This is a genomic window from Acidovorax sp. GW835-FHT14B10 (assembly GCF_058793725.1).
Genome location: NZ_JBXAGC010000031.1, coordinates 17,335 through 31,379 on the forward strand (window position 1 = coordinate 17,335; position 14,045 = coordinate 31,379).

The window sequence follows — 14,045 nt, forward strand, 5'->3', positions numbered from 1 at the left end:
CCGGAACGTACTTCCCGTACGTGAGGATTCCGAGCACCGCCCAACGACGCATGTGGGCCGCGCAGTAGCAATTACTTCTCGACAACGGCGAACAGGTCGTCTTCCTTCATCACCAGCAGCTCGTCGCCCTTGACCTTGACGGTCTGGCCCGAGTACTTGCCGAACAGAACGCGGTCACCGACCTTCACGTTCAGGGCGATCAGCTCGCCCTTGTCGTTCTTCTTGCCGGGGCCGACGGCCAGCACTTCACCTTGATCGGGCTTTTCAGCGGCGTTGTCGGGGATCACGATGCCGGAGGCGGTCGTGGTTTCGCTTTCGATACGCTTGACGATCACGCGATCGTGCAGAGGGCGAAGGTTCATTGCATTGCTCCTGTTGACTGAAATAAAAAGCCGGATGAAAAGGCGCCCGCACTGCGAACACCACCAAACTTCCTCGCGACAAGCGCCTTGTTAGCACTCGTTTGAGGCGAGTGCTAATGATAGAGGCATTTGTGGCCGTTTCAAGACGTCCCCTGGCGGATGGGGGATTTTGGGGAGGGAGAATGCAGCGGCAGGCGGTCACCTTGCAGGGTTGCACCGGCCCGGTGGGCTCTTCCTGCCGGTTCACTGTCTCTGGTGGTAACGGATTGCTATTGAAAAATAGCTGCTTGCGCAATGCCAGAAAGCGCTGAAACCCATTAATGCAGTCAACTGCAATGCGACCGTGGGGAGGACGCCGTTTCAAGTTCCCAGCCTGATCACCGCCGCTTCCCGGCGCTGGCCTGCCGCGCCAGCAGAGCGCAGGCTGCGTTCAGGGTGTGCGTGGTGGTCAGGGCGCGTGCAATCTGCTTGTGGGTATCGGCATGCAGCAGGCATTGCCATGGAGCCCGGGCACCGCGCAGCTGGGCAGAAAAAATGCCGCCACCACGCCCCATTCCACCGCCTGGGGCCATTGCAGCAGTGGGCACCCCACCCCAAACACCAGCAGCGCAAGACCCTCGGCGGTCGCCACACACCGTGACGGCAGGGGGGCGGATATTTCTGCAGGGTCCGTGGTGGCGTGCAGGCCGATTCCGGCATGTGCCGATGTGCCCGCCATGGGCCTGTGCAGCGGTGTTGCAACGGCGCAGCAGCGTCTGCCCGCCCCAGCGCGCGGCCGCCGCACCAGGGCAACCGCCGACAGGCGTATTTTCTGAATGAAAATAGCTTGAAACGCTTATAAAAAAGCGCTTCAAGCTATTAATCGGATAGCAATTTGTGGGCGATACCTTGCCCCCCGACCTACGCTCCCCGTACCAGCGCCAGGATCTGGCCGGCGTCCAGCGTTGCGGCCTTTTGCTGGATCTGTGGCAGGTATTGTGTTTGCAGCTGCTTGGCGGGGCCGAGCAGGTTCTGGAACGTGTCGCGCAGCATGGTGGTGCTCATGACCCGGCCCCCGGCGTAGTAGCGCCGGGCCACCTGCCCCAGCGCATAGGTCGTGGCAAACGAAAACGCCATACCAGTGGCGGCACCGCCCATGCGGCCGATGGTTTTGCCCGCTGCCTTGCCCAGCAGGCCTCCGAGCAATTTGCGGCCAAACTGCTCCAGGTATTGCGAGGTCAGACCCACGCCAGCGGCGGCGATGAACTCCTTGATGTGGCCCTGGTCCAGTTCCACGCCATGGGCCTTGCCGATGCCATACACCATCTTCACCTGCAGCGGGATGATGGCCATTGACGCCCAGGACTGCGGCAGCAGCTCCAGCGCGCCGTTGAGCAGGGCGTAATGGAGGATGGACTGGTCCAGGCCCGCATCGGAAGCGGCAGGGGCGGCTGCGGCCACCGCCGCCGTGGCCACCGGGGCTGCCGCAGGGATGGCCATGGGCACAGCCTTTTCTGCCGCCGCCACCAGCGCGTCGGCTTCCTGGTCAAACACGTCGGTCTGCGGTGTGCCCAGTTGCAGCAATGTTTTGAGCGTGGCCAGAAAATCGCGCTCGGCCGCTGTCTGGCGGCCATCCACATCGCACACGCACACCGCCATTTCGTAGGCGAGCTGGCGGTGCATGGGTTCGCTCAGGGCGCTGGCTGCGGCCTGCAAGCTGGTGCGCTGGAGCAGCACGTCCTGGTAGATGCGCGGCAGGTCGGCCATGCCCGCGTCGCCGGCCAGCGACTGGGCGATGCGGCGGATTTCTTCGCGCTCGGCGTCGTCCTTGTCACCGTCCGCAAATGCGGCCAGAAGGGCGATGGTGAGGATGGATTTTTGCTGGTCCAGTGTCATGCGTTGCAGCTCCCGGGGAGCGGTAAAAAGGAAGGGGGCCGAATAAACCAGGCGCAACGCAATCAAGGAAACCAAGGCAGCGCCGGATGTGTACCGTGCATATGCAGTCTAGGCAATCGCGTTTCAACGCCACAGTTTGTGGGGAATTGGCGGCGCGCCCGGCATGCCGTGGCTGCGGGTTTCCCCGCGGGGCGCGGCGTGTGTGCCGCAGGCCCTATCGCCTACAGTTGCGCAGGCTCCCCCGCATTCCTCCGTGATGAAGCGCACCCCATGAACATTGCCCATCTGCTCCACCGCAGCGCCCAGCGCTACCCCGATCAACCTGCCGTGCTGCACGGCGACCAGGTGGTGCTGCGCTATGGCGCCCTGGGTGCGCGCGCGGCGGCCCTGGCGGCCTGGCTGCGCACGCAGTGCGGTGTGGCGCCGGGTGACCGCGTGGCCATCTACGCCGCCAACTGCCCGGAGTACCTGGAGGCTCTGCATGCCATTGTGTGGGCGGGCGCGGTGTCGGTGCCGGTCAACTACAAACTGCATGCCAAGGAGCTGGCGCATGTGCTGGCCGATTCCGGTGCGCGCGTGGTGCTGGCGTCGCAGGCGCTCGCTGCCGCCGCGCGCGAAGCCGGTGCACCGGAGGCCGGCCTGCTGGTGTTGGGCTCGGATGCCTATGCCGCTGCCGTGCGGCATGCGCCCATGGAGGTCCATGACCGCGCGCCGCAGGATGTGGCCTCGCTGTTCTACACCTCGGGCACCACCGGCCGCCCCAAGGGCGTGATGCAGACGCACCGCAACCTGCTGGCCATGACGGCCTGCTATTTCACCGATGTGGACGACATCGCCCCGGGCGACGCCATGGTGTATGCCGCCCCCATGTCGCACGGCGCGGGGCTCTACAACTACGCCCAGGTGCTGCGCGGCGGGCGGCATGTCGTGCCCGTGTCGGGCGGTTTCGAGCCCGCCGAACTGGTGCAGCTGGCCGCCTCGGTGGGCCCGCTCACGCTGTTTGCCGCGCCCACCATGGTGCACCGGCTGGTCGAGCATGTGCGGGCCACGGGCGCGGAGGTGGCGGGCTTCAAGACCATCGTGTACGGCGGCGGCCCCATGTATGCCGACGACCTGCGCGCCGCGCTGGCCACCCTGGGCAACCGTTTCGTGCAGATCTACGGCCAGGGCGAAAGTCCCATGACCATCACCGCCCTCTCGCGTGCGCAGCTGGCCGACCGCCACCACCCGCGCTGGGCCGAGCGCATGGCTTCGGTGGGCGTGGCGCAGTCGCTGGTGGAGGTGCGCGTGGTCGATGCGGCCGGCCAGCCTGTGCCCGCAGGCGAGACCGGCGAGGTGGTGGTGCGCGGCGAAACCGTGATGCCCGGCTACTGGAACAACCCCGAGGCCACGGCCCAGACACTGCGCGATGGCTGGCTGTACACCGGCGACATGGGGTGCCTGGACATTGACGGTTTTCTCACGCTCAAGGACCGGTCCAAGGACGTGATCATCTCGGGCGGCTCCAACATCTACCCGCGCGAGGTCGAAGAAGTGCTGCTGCTGCACCCGCAGGTGCGCGAGGTGGCCGTGGTGGGGCAGCCGGATGCGGAGTGGGGCGAGGTGCCTGTGGCCTTTGTGGTGGGCGATGAGGGGGTGACGCCGGATGCGCTGGACGCGCTGTGCCTGGCGCACATTGCGCGCTTCAAGCGCCCTCGGCGGTACCGTTTTGTGCCCGCCTTGCCCAAGAACAGCTATGGCAAGGTGCCCAAGACGGCGTTGCGGGAGATGCTGGGTTAAAAGCCCGGCCTGCAAAGGCCAATGCGTGGGCCTACCATTGTGGCCTGCACTTTTCTGCGAGCCCGCCATGACCACCACCCTCAAGATCGATTTCGTCTCCGATGTCTCCTGCCCCTGGTGCGTCATCGGCCTCAAGGCGCTGGAGCAGGCTGCCGATCGCCTGAAGAGCGAAGTAGCTCTTGACATGCACTTTCAGCCGTTCGAGCTGAATCCTCAGATGGGCCCCGAGGGCCAGGACATCAACGAGCATCTGCAGGAGAAGTATGGCTCCACGCCTGAGCAACTTGAGCGCAACCGCGAAGCCATTGCGGCGCGTGGAGCTGAGCTGGGATTCACTTTCGGCAAGGGCAAGCGCAGCCGTGTCTACAACACTTTCGACGCGCACCGTCTGTTGCACTGGGCCGAAGAAAACAGCTTGCAGCCACAGCTTAAGCTCGCGCTGTTCAAAGCGTATTTCACCGATGGGCACGACCCTAGCAACCATGAGGTGCTGGTGCGCGTGGCCGGTGAGGTGGGCCTGAATATGGATGAAGCGCGTGAGCTATTGGCGTCTGATCGTTTTGCGGAAGAGGTGCGCGAGCGTGAGCAGTTCTACCTGCAGCATGGCATCCATTCGGTGCCGGCCATCATCGTGAACGACCGGCATCTGATTCAGGGCGGGCAGCCGGTGGAGGTGTTCGAGCAGGCGCTGCGGCAGATTGCCAGCCAGCGGTGATGTTGGCGATGATTTTGATGGCTCCTAGCGTTTGATGAATAAGCGCTGGAGGCCAATTTGATGCATAAAAAAACAAAAGAGGCCTGCTGAGCCCCTTTTGTTTTTGGTGTCGTTGCCTTGCCGCTCGCCTGTCCGCCTGTCTACCTACTTGCGCAGCGGAATCGCCGTGGCCCGGTCCACCGGCACGGCCGTGACGCTGTTCTGCGGCGAACCGTCGATCAGCTTTTCCGAATAGGTCAGGTAGACCAGCGTGTTGCGCGCCGGGTCCACCATGCGCACGATGCGCAGGCGCTTGAACAGGATGGACATGCGCTCGCTGAACACCTCTTCCTGCTTCCTGAGCGGCTGGGGGATGCTGATGGCCCCCACCTGGCGGCAGGCGATCGAGGCTTCGGCGCGGTCTTCGGCCAGGCCCAGCGTGCCCTTGACGCCCCCGATGCGGGCGCGCGAGACATAGCAGGTCACACCCTGCACGCCGGGGTCGTCGTAGGCTTCCACGATGATGTCGTGGTCGCGGCCAATCCATTGGAAGGCCGTGTCCACCGTGCCGATTTTTTCGCCCGACGCCGCCAGCGCGGCGCAGGGTATAAGGGCACTGGCCAACAGCCCTGCCGCTGCCAAGGCCCGGCAGCGGGTGGTCATCATCCAGCCACCCCGGCTTCGGCGCAGCGCCGGGCCAGGTGGGCGAGGGCCTCTTCCACCTGGTCCACCAGCACCAGGCACAGGTCGCCCGGTTGCAGGCGATCGAGGGCTGCATCGATGGCGATGAACTCGCCGCGGATTTCCTCGACATGCTGGGTGCGCACGGCGTCGGCCAGGCCTTCGCGCAGCAGGGCCATCACTTCGCCGTCGCCGCGGCCACGCTGGGCGGCGTCCTGGTAGAGGATCACGTCTTCAAAGGCGGCGCCCAGGATCACGGTCTGCTCGCGGATGTCCTCGTCGCGGCGGTCGCCGGCGCCGCTGATCACCACGCTGCGGCGCTTGGCGGGCAGGGCCTCGACGGCCTGTACCAGGGCACGCATGGCGTCGGGGTTGTGGCCGTAGTCGGCGATCACCGTGGCACCCTTGAAATCCATGACGTTGAAACGGCCCGGGGCGTTGTCGCTGTCGTTCACAAAGCCCGAGAGGCCGCGGCGGATGGTCTGCCAGGGCAGGCCGGCGCCCCAGGCGGCGGCCACCGAGGCCATGACGTTCTCGACCTGGAAGCCGATCTTGCCGTTGCGCGTGATGGGCACGTCGCGCAGGTGGATGGTTTCGCGCCACGAACCTTCAGCGGCCACGATCGAGTCGCCATCCACGTACACGGTGCGGTGGCCCTGGGCGCGGTGCGTGGCCATCACCGGGTGGTGGCGGTCTGCGGCGAAATAGATGATCTTGCCGGGGCAGGACGAGGCCATGGCGGCCACGATGGGGTCGGTGGCATTGAGCACGGCATAGCCGGTGGTGGCCACGTTCTGCACGATCACGCGCTTGAGCACCGCCAGGTCTTCCACCGTGGTGATGTAGTTCAGGCCCAGGTGGTCGCCCGCGCCGATGTTGGTGACCACGGCCACCTGGCAGCGGTCGAAACCCAGGCCTTCGCGCAGGATGCCGCCACGCGCGGTTTCGAACACGGCGGCGTCCACCTCGGGGTGCAGCAGCACGTTGCGGGCGCTCTTGGGTCCGCTGCAGTCGCCGCTGTCGATCTGGCGGCCGTTCACGTACACGCCGTCGGTGTTGGTCATGCCCACGCGCAGGCCCTGGGCGGTGAACAGGTGGGCAATCAGGCGCGCCGTGGTGGTCTTGCCGTTGGTGCCGGTCACGGCCACGGTGGGAATGCGGCCATCGTCGCCATGGGCGTAGAGGCGGTCCACCATGGCCTGGCCGACATTGCGCGGCTTGCCGTAGCTGGGGGCCAGGTGCATGCGCAGGCCGGGGGCGGCGTTCACTTCGACGAAGCCGCCGCCCTGCTCTTCGAGGGGGCGCAGCACGGTCTCGGCGACCATGTCCACACCGCAGATGTGCAGGCCCACCATCTGGGCGGCGGCCACGGCGCGCGCGGCCACGGCAGGGTGCACGTCGTCGGTGACATCGGTGGCGGTGCCGCCGGTCGACAGGTTGGCGTTGTTGCGCAGGATGACGCGCTGGCCCTTGGGCGGAACGGAGTCGGGCGTGAGGTTCTGCATGGCCAGGCGGGCCACGGCGATGTCATCGAGACGGATCTTGGTGAGCGAGGTGGCGTGGCCTTCGCCACGGCGCGGGTCCTGGTTCACGGTGTTCACCAGCTCGCGCACGGTGCGTTCGCCATCGCCCAGCACCTGCGGGGGCTCGCGCCGGGCGGCGGCCACGAGCTGGTCGCCCACCACCAGCAAGCGGAAATCGTGGCCGGGCAAAAAGCGCTCGACCATCACGGTGCCGTAGTCGGCGGCGTTGCGGTAGGCCTCTTCGAGCTGGGCCCGGTCGGTGATGTTGACCGTGACGCCCTTGCCCTGGTTGCCGTCCTGCGGTTTGACCACCACGGGCAGACCCACCTTGAGCGCGACTTCCCAGGCTTCCTCGACAGTGTCCACCGGCTGGCCCAGCGGCACCGGTACGCCGGCCGCGTGCAGCAGGCGCTTGGTGAGGTCCTTGTCCTGGCCGATGGATTCGGCCACGGCGCTGGTGGAGTCGATCTCGGCGGCCTGGATACGGCGCTGCTTCGAGCCCCAGCCAAACTGCACCAGGCTGCCGCGCGTGAGGCGCCGGTAGGGGATGCCGCGGGCCACGGCGGCATCGACGATGGCGCCGGTGCTGGGGCCCAGGCGCTCGTCTTCATCGAGCTCGCGCAGATTGGCAATGGCCGCTTCGGCATCGAATTGGCCCTGGCCCAGCGCGGCGTTGACGAGGCGCTGTGCGTCTTCAAACGCCTGCCGGCCCACGGCTTCCTCGCTGTATTCGACAACCACCTGGTACACACCGGCATCGGTGGTGGCGGTGGTGCGTGCAAAGGTCACCGGACAGCCGGCCTGGGCCTGCAGGGCCAGCGCCGCCGTCTGCAGCACATGGGCGAGCGAGACATCGCCGCTGCCGCCTTCGGGGTGCAGCATGCCGATGGCCGGAAACAGGGCCCGCAGCCGGGCTTCGAAACCGTCCATGCGGGCGATGGCGCGCTCGGATTCGGCGCAGGCCACCACGGCTTCGATGGCCATGTGGCGGCTCCAGAGGTTGGGGCCACGCAGGGCCCGGGTGCGGGATACATCCATGGAAGTGTCTTTCTGTGGTCCATCAGGGCTGGCAGGCCCCGGTCAGGTCGAGGGCGATGGAATCAACAACGGGTGGGCATCAGGTGGGCAGGGTGCTCACGGGCGGCAGCTCGGGCTCGAATGTCTTGATGCCGGCGCCGATGAGGTCGGGGGCAATGTCCAGCGCCCAGGCCGCGCCGATCGCGGCCAGCAGGGCATCGGTGTCGGGCACGATGGCGTTGCGCCCGAACGTGAGCTCGGACAGCGTGCCCAGCACATGTTCTGCACTGCCGGTGGCCAGCACCACGTGCTGGTTGCGCAGCACCACGGCGCGCCCCTGGTTGCGGGCACGGTGCTCCACGATGGCGGGCAGGCTGGCGTCCTGTGCATACAGCACCACATCGCCGTCGCACAGCGGGGCCAGGTCGGCCACCTGCGGATCGGCGGCGTTGAGCACGGCCGCGCCGCCCTCCAGCACCACGTCCACCTGCGTGCGCAGCACCTTGGTCATCTGCTCGCGGTTCTGGATGTCGAATTCGGCCAGCGTTTCTGCGCCCTCCATGTCGGTGACCACGCCCACCTGGCAGCGGTCGTAGGCCAGCCCGTCGCGCAGGATGGTGCGGGCGTCGTTCTCGATCACGGCGGCCTGCACCATCTGGTTCATGAGCAGGCGGTGGGCCGCTTCCCAGTGGGCGCAGTCGGCCGCCTCCACGCAGCGGCGGTCCAGAAAGAGGCCGTCGCGGCAGGCCAGGCCGGTGTGCCGTCCGCTCAGGTGCAGCAGCCAGGCCACCAGGCGCGCGATGGTGGCGGTGCCCCGCGTGCCGGCCACGCCCACCACCGGGATGCGTCCCGCGGTGTCGTCGTCTTCGGGTTCTTCGGCGGGGAACAGGTGCTCGACGATGGCCTGGCCCACAGGGCGGGGAGTGCCCACGGCGGGCTTGAGGTGCATGAGCAGGCCGGGGCCGGCGTTCACTTCCACAATGGCGCCGCCCTGTTCGTGCAGGGGGCGGGAGATGTCTTGCGCCACCATGTCGATGCCGGCAATGTCCAGTCCCACCACCTTGGCGGCCAACTGGGCGATGTAGGCCACTTCCGGGTGCACGTCGTCGGTGCAGTCCACGGCCACGTTGCCGTTGCGCTGGATCACGACTTGCCGTCCGGCGGCGGGCACCGCATCAGCGCTGAGGTCCTGGCGCTTGAGTTCGAGCTGCACCTTGGCGTCGGTCGCCACATCGATGATTTCGAGCGGGTATTCTTCTTCGTGGCCCCGGCGGGGGTCGGAGTTGAGCTGGCTGTCGATCAGCTCGGTCACCGTGGACCGGCCGTTGCCCGTGATGCTGACCACCTCGCCCCGCGCCGCCGCCACCAGCTTGCCGCCCACCACCAGCAGGCGGTGTTCGTCGCCGGGAATGAAGCGCTCGACCATCACGTCGCTGCCCTCGGGGTAGGCCACATGGTAGGCCGCCGCTATGTCTTCCTGCTTGCGCAGGTCCAGCGTGACGCCGCGGCCATGGTTGCCGTCGGAGGGCTTGACCACCACGGGCAGGCCGATGTCCTCGGCGGCCTCCCAGGCCTCTGCGGGGCTGTGGACCACCTGGCCGTCCGGGATGGGCACGCCGCAGGCCTTGAGCAGGCTCTTGGTGAGGTCCTTGTCGCTGGCGATGCCTTCGGCGATGGCGCTGGTGAATTCGCTCTCCGCCGTCCAGATGCGCCGCTGGCGGGCGCCGTAGCCCAGTTGCACCAGGTTGCCGTCGTTCAGGCGGATGTGGGGAATGCCGCGGTCCGTGCCTGCCGTCACGATGCAGGCAGTGCTGGGGCCCAGGTAGCGGTCATCGACCTCGGTGCGCAGCCGCGCCACGGCGGCCCGCACGTCAAAGGGTTCATCGTTGATGGCGGCCATCAGCAGGCGGTGCCCCTGGGCCAGCGCCACGCGGGCCACCTGTTCGTCCCGTGCCCGGAACACCATGCGGTAGACGCCGCGCACCGACGTGCTGCGGGTCTGGCCGAAACCCGTGGGCATGCCCGACAGGTTGAGCAGCTCGATGACCACATGCTCCAGCACATGGCCGCACCAGGTGCCCTCCTGCAGGCGTTGCAGGAAACCGCCGCGCTCGCCCACGCCGCAGTGGTGCTCCTCCAGCGCGGGCAACCAGGCCGTGAGGCGGTCATTGAGCCCGGGGAGGGTGTTGGAGGGGTGGTCTTCCAGTACACCCAGGTCCAGCCAGACCTCCAGTGCCGGCCGGTAGGTCCAGATGTTGGGGCCGCGCAGGTAGTTGATGCGCAGGAGTTGGATATCGTCGATTTTTGCCATGTTTCGGAGCGGTTCAGGGGCACCGGGCGGGCCGGACAGGGAATGCAATTGTGCGCCCGGTTGGACGCCCGTTTTGTCGATCAAGGGGAGGAGGCGGTGCAGTTTGCGCTGGCACGCCGGGATTCGGTCAAAATTCCGGCTCCTGCAACGCTTGTGGCTGTGTGTCGCCGACTGCAGAGAACCAAAACCTATGCAACATCACCATTCTGTGGACGCCTCCGGTGTCTTTTCTGGCCCCCAGGGGGCCGATTTGCGGGCCATGCTCGCTCCCCAAGAGAACGTGCTGGCCGCGTTACAGGTTGACCTGAGTGTCGAATTGCGCTTTGCCGCCGGCTGGGTGGTGGTGACTTCGGAGCGCATTCTGGCCTGCGACCCCGGCACTGCCGCCTGGCGTGCCTGGCCGCTGTCGAGCGGGTTGGCGCTGCGCATGCAGGACCACGGCGGAGTCGGCACGCTGGAGCTGCAGGCCCCGGATGCGCGGCTGGCCCTCTGGCGCTTTACCCTGGCGCACCATCCCCAGGCCCTGCGCCTGGTGCAGCGCTTCGAGCAGGCGACGGTCCGCAGCCTGGCTTCGGGTGCGGCGCAGGACGAGGCCGATGAGCCCACCTGTCCGCAGTGCCACACCCCGCTGCCTCCCGACACCGAAGAATGCCCGGCCTGCGCGCGCGCCCAGCCCCCGCAGACCTCCACCTGGGTGCTGCTGCGGCTGTGGCGCTTCGCGCGGCCCTACCGCAAGCAGCTGGCGACGGGCTTTGCGCTCACGCTGGCTTCCACGGCGGCCACGCTGGTGCCTCCCTACCTCACCATCCCGCTGATGGACGATATCCTGATCCCGTTCCAGAACGGCCAGCAGATCGAGCCCGGCCTGGTGCTGCTCTACCTGGGTGGCCTGCTGCTGTCGGCCCTGGCCGCCTGGGGGCTGTCGTGGGCGCGCACCTACATCCTGGCGCTGGTGTCCGAGCGCATCGGTGCCGACCTGCGCACCACCACCTACGAGCACCTCTTGCGCCTGTCGCTCGACTACTTTGGTGGCAAGCGCACGGGCGACCTGATGGCGCGCATTGGCTCCGAAACCGACCGCATCAACGTCTTCCTGTCGCTGCACGCGCTCGATTTCATCACCGATGTGCTGATGATCTGCATGACGGCGGCCATCCTGTTTTCCATCAACCCCTGGCTGGCGCTGGTCACGCTGGTGCCGCTGCCCTTCATCGGCTGGATGATCCACACCGTACGCGACCGCCTGCGCACGGGTTTCGAAAAAATCGACCGTGTGTGGAGCGAGGTGACCAACGTGCTGGCCGACACCATCCCCGGCATCCGCGTCGTGAAGGCCTTTGCCCAGGAAAAGCGCGAAGCCCAGCGGTTTCGCGACGCCAACCAGCACAACCTGGAGGTGAACGACAAGCTCAACAAGACCTGGAGCCTGTTCACGCCCACGGTATCGCTGCTCACCGAAATCGGCCTGCTGGTGGTCTGGGCGTTCGGCATCTGGCTGGTGTCGCGCAACCAGATCACCGTGGGTGTGCTCACGGCCTTCATCGCCTACATCGGGCGCTTTTATGGCCGGCTCGATTCCATGAGCCGTATCGTCTCGGTCACACAGAAGGCAGCTGCGGGTGCCAAGCGCATCTTTGACATCCTGGACCATGTCAGCAATGTGCCCGACCCGGTCCAGCCGGTGAAGCTGGCCCGCGTCGAAGGCGCCATCCAGATGCGCAACGTGGGCTTTCGCTACGGCAGCCGCGCCGTCATCAAGCACCTGGAGCTGGACATCCGCCCCGGCGAGATGATCGGGCTGGTGGGGCACAGCGGCTCGGGCAAGAGCACGCTGGTCAACCTGATCAACCGCTTCTACGACGTGAGCGATGGCTCCATCCAGGTCGATGGGGTGGATATCCGCCGCTTCGCCGTGGCCGATTACCGCCGCCATATCGGCCTGGTGCTGCAGGAGCCCTTCCTGTTTTTCGGCACCATTGCCGAGAACATTGCCTACGGCAAGCCCGATGCCTCGCGCGCGGAGATCGTGGCGGCCGCCCGCGCCGCCCATGCGCACGAGTTCATTCTGCGTTTGCCGCATGGCTACGACTCGCTGGTGGGCGAGCGCGGCCAGGGCCTGTCGGGCGGCGAGCGCCAGCGCATCAGCATTGCCCGCGCGTTGCTGATCGACCCGCGCATCCTGATCCTGGACGAAGCCACCTCGGCCGTCGATACCGAAACCGAGAAGGAAATCCAGAAGGCGCTCGACAACCTGGTGCAGGGCCGTACCACCATCGCCATTGCCCACCGCCTGTCCACCCTGCGCAAGGCCGACCGCCTGGTGGTCATGGACCGTGGCGAGGTGGTCGAGGTCGGGCCGCACGATGAACTCATGGAAAAGCAGGGCGCCTACTGGCGCCTGTACGAAGCTCAGGCCCGCCGCGCCGAAGAAGACGCCCAGGCCGCTGGCGTCATCATTGACAGCGGCCTGCTGCACCCGGCGCACCCCGCCGGCAATTCTTGAACCGGCCGGAAGCTGACCATGACGACATCCATTGTTCCGCTGCGACTGCACCGCAATTCCCATGGCCGCCTGGTTCTGACCCAGCCGGACGGCACCCTCCACGAGGGCGTGACGCCCGTGCGCGCGTTTCCGATCGCGGCGCCGTCCGAAGGCCTTTCGCTCGTGGGCCCGGATGGCCATGAGCTGGTCTGGCTGGACCGGTTCGATCAGCTGCCCGAGGCGGCACGCCACCTGGTCGATGAAGAACTGGCTGTGCGGGAGTTTGTACCCACTATCCACCAGATCGTTTCTGTTTCGAGTTTCTCCACGCCCAGCACCTGGACCGTCGAGACCGACAAGGGCCCGGCCCAGTTCGTGCTGAAGGCCGAAGAAGACATCCGCCGCCTGGGCGGGCGCACCCGCCTGCTGATTGCCGCGGGCGACGGCATGCAGTTTCGGGTGCCGGACACCACGGTGCTGGACCGGCATTCCCGGCGTCTGCTGGAGCGCTTTCTGTAAAAGGCCGGCGCAAGCGGGTGGGTGCGGCAGCCAGGTTGCCAGGTGAACCCCTTCTTTTACCGTCATGAATGTACGGAGAGGCTGCAAAGCCATCCCGCTCCTCATCACGGACCACTGGCGCGAGGGCGCCATCGTGCGCTAACCCGACAAACCTTCCGTCCCCGGGGGGGGGCCACCGCGACGGGATGCAGGTGCAGAAAAAGACACGGGCGAGGATCCGCCGTAGCCGCCCAAGAAACCACTATCCACGCAGTGGCTGGAGTTCATTCAGTGGGGGGCTCTTGGTCCCGAGCCGCGCTGCGGGCATGCAGTGCGCGGAAATTTTCCCATTTTGCTATGGATGAAATAGCTTCAGGCGCTTTTTGTACAAGCGCTAGATGGCGTTTCCCACGTGAAATGCCTGGTCGCCCTGTTGCCTCATGGCTTGACGGAAGGGGTGCCCGATGCCACCTCTGCCTGTGCGGCCCGCTTGCGCTTGCGTTCGGCGCGGTGTTTGGCGGCAAAAACCCGCACTTCGGCGTACGACACGAAGTTGTCGTGGTCGGTGTCGGCACCGTCAAAGGCAGCGGCCAGGCGGGGAAAAAGCACCACTTCGCTGCGGCTGAGCTTGCCGTCGCCGTTGAAGTCGAGCATCTTGAATTCCTGCATGGCCTTGATCTCGCCCTTGGTCAGCGGGGCCTGGGCCGGGGCGCTGGCAGCCGCCTGCGCGCGCGCGGCGACCCCCGGCGGGTTGGCGAGCGCCAGACTGCAGCCCAGGGCGGCCAGCAGGGCCAGTGGGATTTTCATGCGCAAAACTCCTCGG

Annotated in this window: 10 protein-coding genes; 4 read left to right on the forward strand and 6 right to left on the reverse strand. The window is 66.7% G+C overall.

The features are described 5' to 3' along the window. Nucleotides 1–71: 71 nt before the first annotated feature. Both AC1Q5S_RS18905 and AC1Q5S_RS18910 read right to left on the reverse strand, forming a co-directional pair. Complete coding sequence (locus AC1Q5S_RS18905) at nucleotides 72–362, reverse strand: co-chaperone GroES (protein ID WP_005799501.1); 291 nt, start codon at nucleotides 360–362, stop codon at nucleotides 72–74. 900 nt (nucleotides 363–1,262) lie between these two features. Next, complete coding sequence (locus AC1Q5S_RS18910) at nucleotides 1,263–2,237, reverse strand: YcjF family protein (protein ID WP_303836877.1); 975 nt, start codon at nucleotides 2,235–2,237, stop codon at nucleotides 1,263–1,265. A 270-nt stretch (nucleotides 2,238–2,507) separates the two neighbouring features. On the opposite strand from AC1Q5S_RS18910, the gene AC1Q5S_RS18915 reads away from it, so the two are divergent. Then, nucleotides 2,508–4,016, forward strand: a complete 1,509-nt coding sequence (locus AC1Q5S_RS18915) for an AMP-binding protein (RefSeq protein WP_303836875.1) — start codon at nucleotides 2,508–2,510, stop codon at nucleotides 4,014–4,016. Between the two features lie 67 nt (nucleotides 4,017–4,083). After that, complete coding sequence (locus tag AC1Q5S_RS18920) at nucleotides 4,084–4,731, forward strand: DsbA family oxidoreductase (protein ID WP_303836873.1); 648 nt, start codon at nucleotides 4,084–4,086, stop codon at nucleotides 4,729–4,731. Between the two features lie 144 nt (nucleotides 4,732–4,875). Here AC1Q5S_RS18920 and AC1Q5S_RS18925 read toward each other — a convergent pair whose 3' ends face one another. The 3 genes from AC1Q5S_RS18925 to AC1Q5S_RS18935 form a co-directional block, all read right to left on the reverse strand. Beyond that, a complete protein-coding gene (locus AC1Q5S_RS18925) occupies nucleotides 4,876–5,376 on the reverse strand; it encodes a CreA family protein (RefSeq protein WP_303836871.1) in 501 nt (166 codons plus the stop codon). Continuing rightward, nucleotides 5,373–7,952 carry a cyanophycin synthetase gene (gene cphA / locus AC1Q5S_RS18930; RefSeq protein WP_303836869.1) on the reverse strand — a complete coding sequence of 860 codons (2,580 nt, stop codon included), beginning with the start codon at nucleotides 7,950–7,952 and terminating at the stop codon, nucleotides 5,373–5,375. Before cphA ends, AC1Q5S_RS18925 begins: the two co-directional genes overlap by 4 nt. A 79-nt stretch (nucleotides 7,953–8,031) precedes the next feature. After that, nucleotides 8,032–10,242, reverse strand: a complete 2,211-nt coding sequence (locus tag AC1Q5S_RS18935) for a cyanophycin synthetase (RefSeq protein ID WP_303836867.1) — start codon at nucleotides 10,240–10,242, stop codon at nucleotides 8,032–8,034. A gap of 190 nt (nucleotides 10,243–10,432) precedes the next feature. Here AC1Q5S_RS18935 and AC1Q5S_RS18940 point away from each other — a divergent pair, with 190 nt between their 5' ends. Both AC1Q5S_RS18940 and AC1Q5S_RS18945 read left to right on the forward strand, forming a co-directional pair. After that, nucleotides 10,433–12,745 carry a cyanophycin metabolism-associated ABC transporter gene (locus AC1Q5S_RS18940; protein WP_422203239.1) on the forward strand — a complete coding sequence of 771 codons (2,313 nt, stop codon included), beginning with the start codon at nucleotides 10,433–10,435 and terminating at the stop codon, nucleotides 12,743–12,745. 18 nt (nucleotides 12,746–12,763) lie between these two features. Then, a complete protein-coding gene (locus tag AC1Q5S_RS18945; protein WP_422203237.1) occupies nucleotides 12,764–13,243 on the forward strand; it encodes a cyanophycin metabolism-associated DUF1854 family protein in 480 nt (159 codons plus the stop codon). A gap of 417 nt (nucleotides 13,244–13,660) precedes the next feature. Here AC1Q5S_RS18945 and AC1Q5S_RS18950 read toward each other — a convergent pair whose 3' ends face one another. Continuing rightward, the gene (locus AC1Q5S_RS18950) at nucleotides 13,661–14,029 is read right to left on the reverse strand and encodes an EF-hand domain-containing protein (protein ID WP_422203235.1); all 369 of its coding nucleotides are present in this window, start codon (nucleotides 14,027–14,029) and stop codon (nucleotides 13,661–13,663) included. Between the last annotated feature and the right edge of the window lie 16 nt (nucleotides 14,030–14,045).

Excerpts from the sequence above, each read along its gene's own strand:
- cphA (WP_303836869.1), bottom strand. The coding sequence starts at position 7,952 with ATGGATGTATCCCGCACCCGGGCCCTGCGTGGCCCCAACCTCTGGAGC.
- AC1Q5S_RS18905 (WP_005799501.1), bottom strand. The coding sequence starts at position 362 with ATGAACCTTCGCCCTCTGCACGATCGCGTGATCGTCAAGCGTATCGAA.
- AC1Q5S_RS18920 (WP_303836873.1), top strand. The coding sequence starts at position 4,084 with ATGACCACCACCCTCAAGATCGATTTCGTCTCCGATGTCTCCTGCCCC.
- AC1Q5S_RS18935 (WP_303836867.1), bottom strand. The coding sequence starts at position 10,242 with ATGGCAAAAATCGACGATATCCAACTCCTGCGCATCAACTACCTGCGC.
- AC1Q5S_RS18940 (WP_422203239.1), top strand. The coding sequence starts at position 10,433 with ATGCAACATCACCATTCTGTGGACGCCTCCGGTGTCTTTTCTGGCCCC.
- AC1Q5S_RS18915 (WP_303836875.1), top strand. The coding sequence starts at position 2,508 with ATGAACATTGCCCATCTGCTCCACCGCAGCGCCCAGCGCTACCCCGAT.
- AC1Q5S_RS18910 (WP_303836877.1), bottom strand. The coding sequence starts at position 2,237 with ATGACACTGGACCAGCAAAAATCCATCCTCACCATCGCCCTTCTGGCC.
- AC1Q5S_RS18925 (WP_303836871.1), bottom strand. The coding sequence starts at position 5,376 with ATGATGACCACCCGCTGCCGGGCCTTGGCAGCGGCAGGGCTGTTGGCC.
- AC1Q5S_RS18945 (WP_422203237.1), top strand. The coding sequence starts at position 12,764 with ATGACGACATCCATTGTTCCGCTGCGACTGCACCGCAATTCCCATGGC.
- AC1Q5S_RS18950 (WP_422203235.1), bottom strand. The coding sequence starts at position 14,029 with ATGAAAATCCCACTGGCCCTGCTGGCCGCCCTGGGCTGCAGTCTGGCG.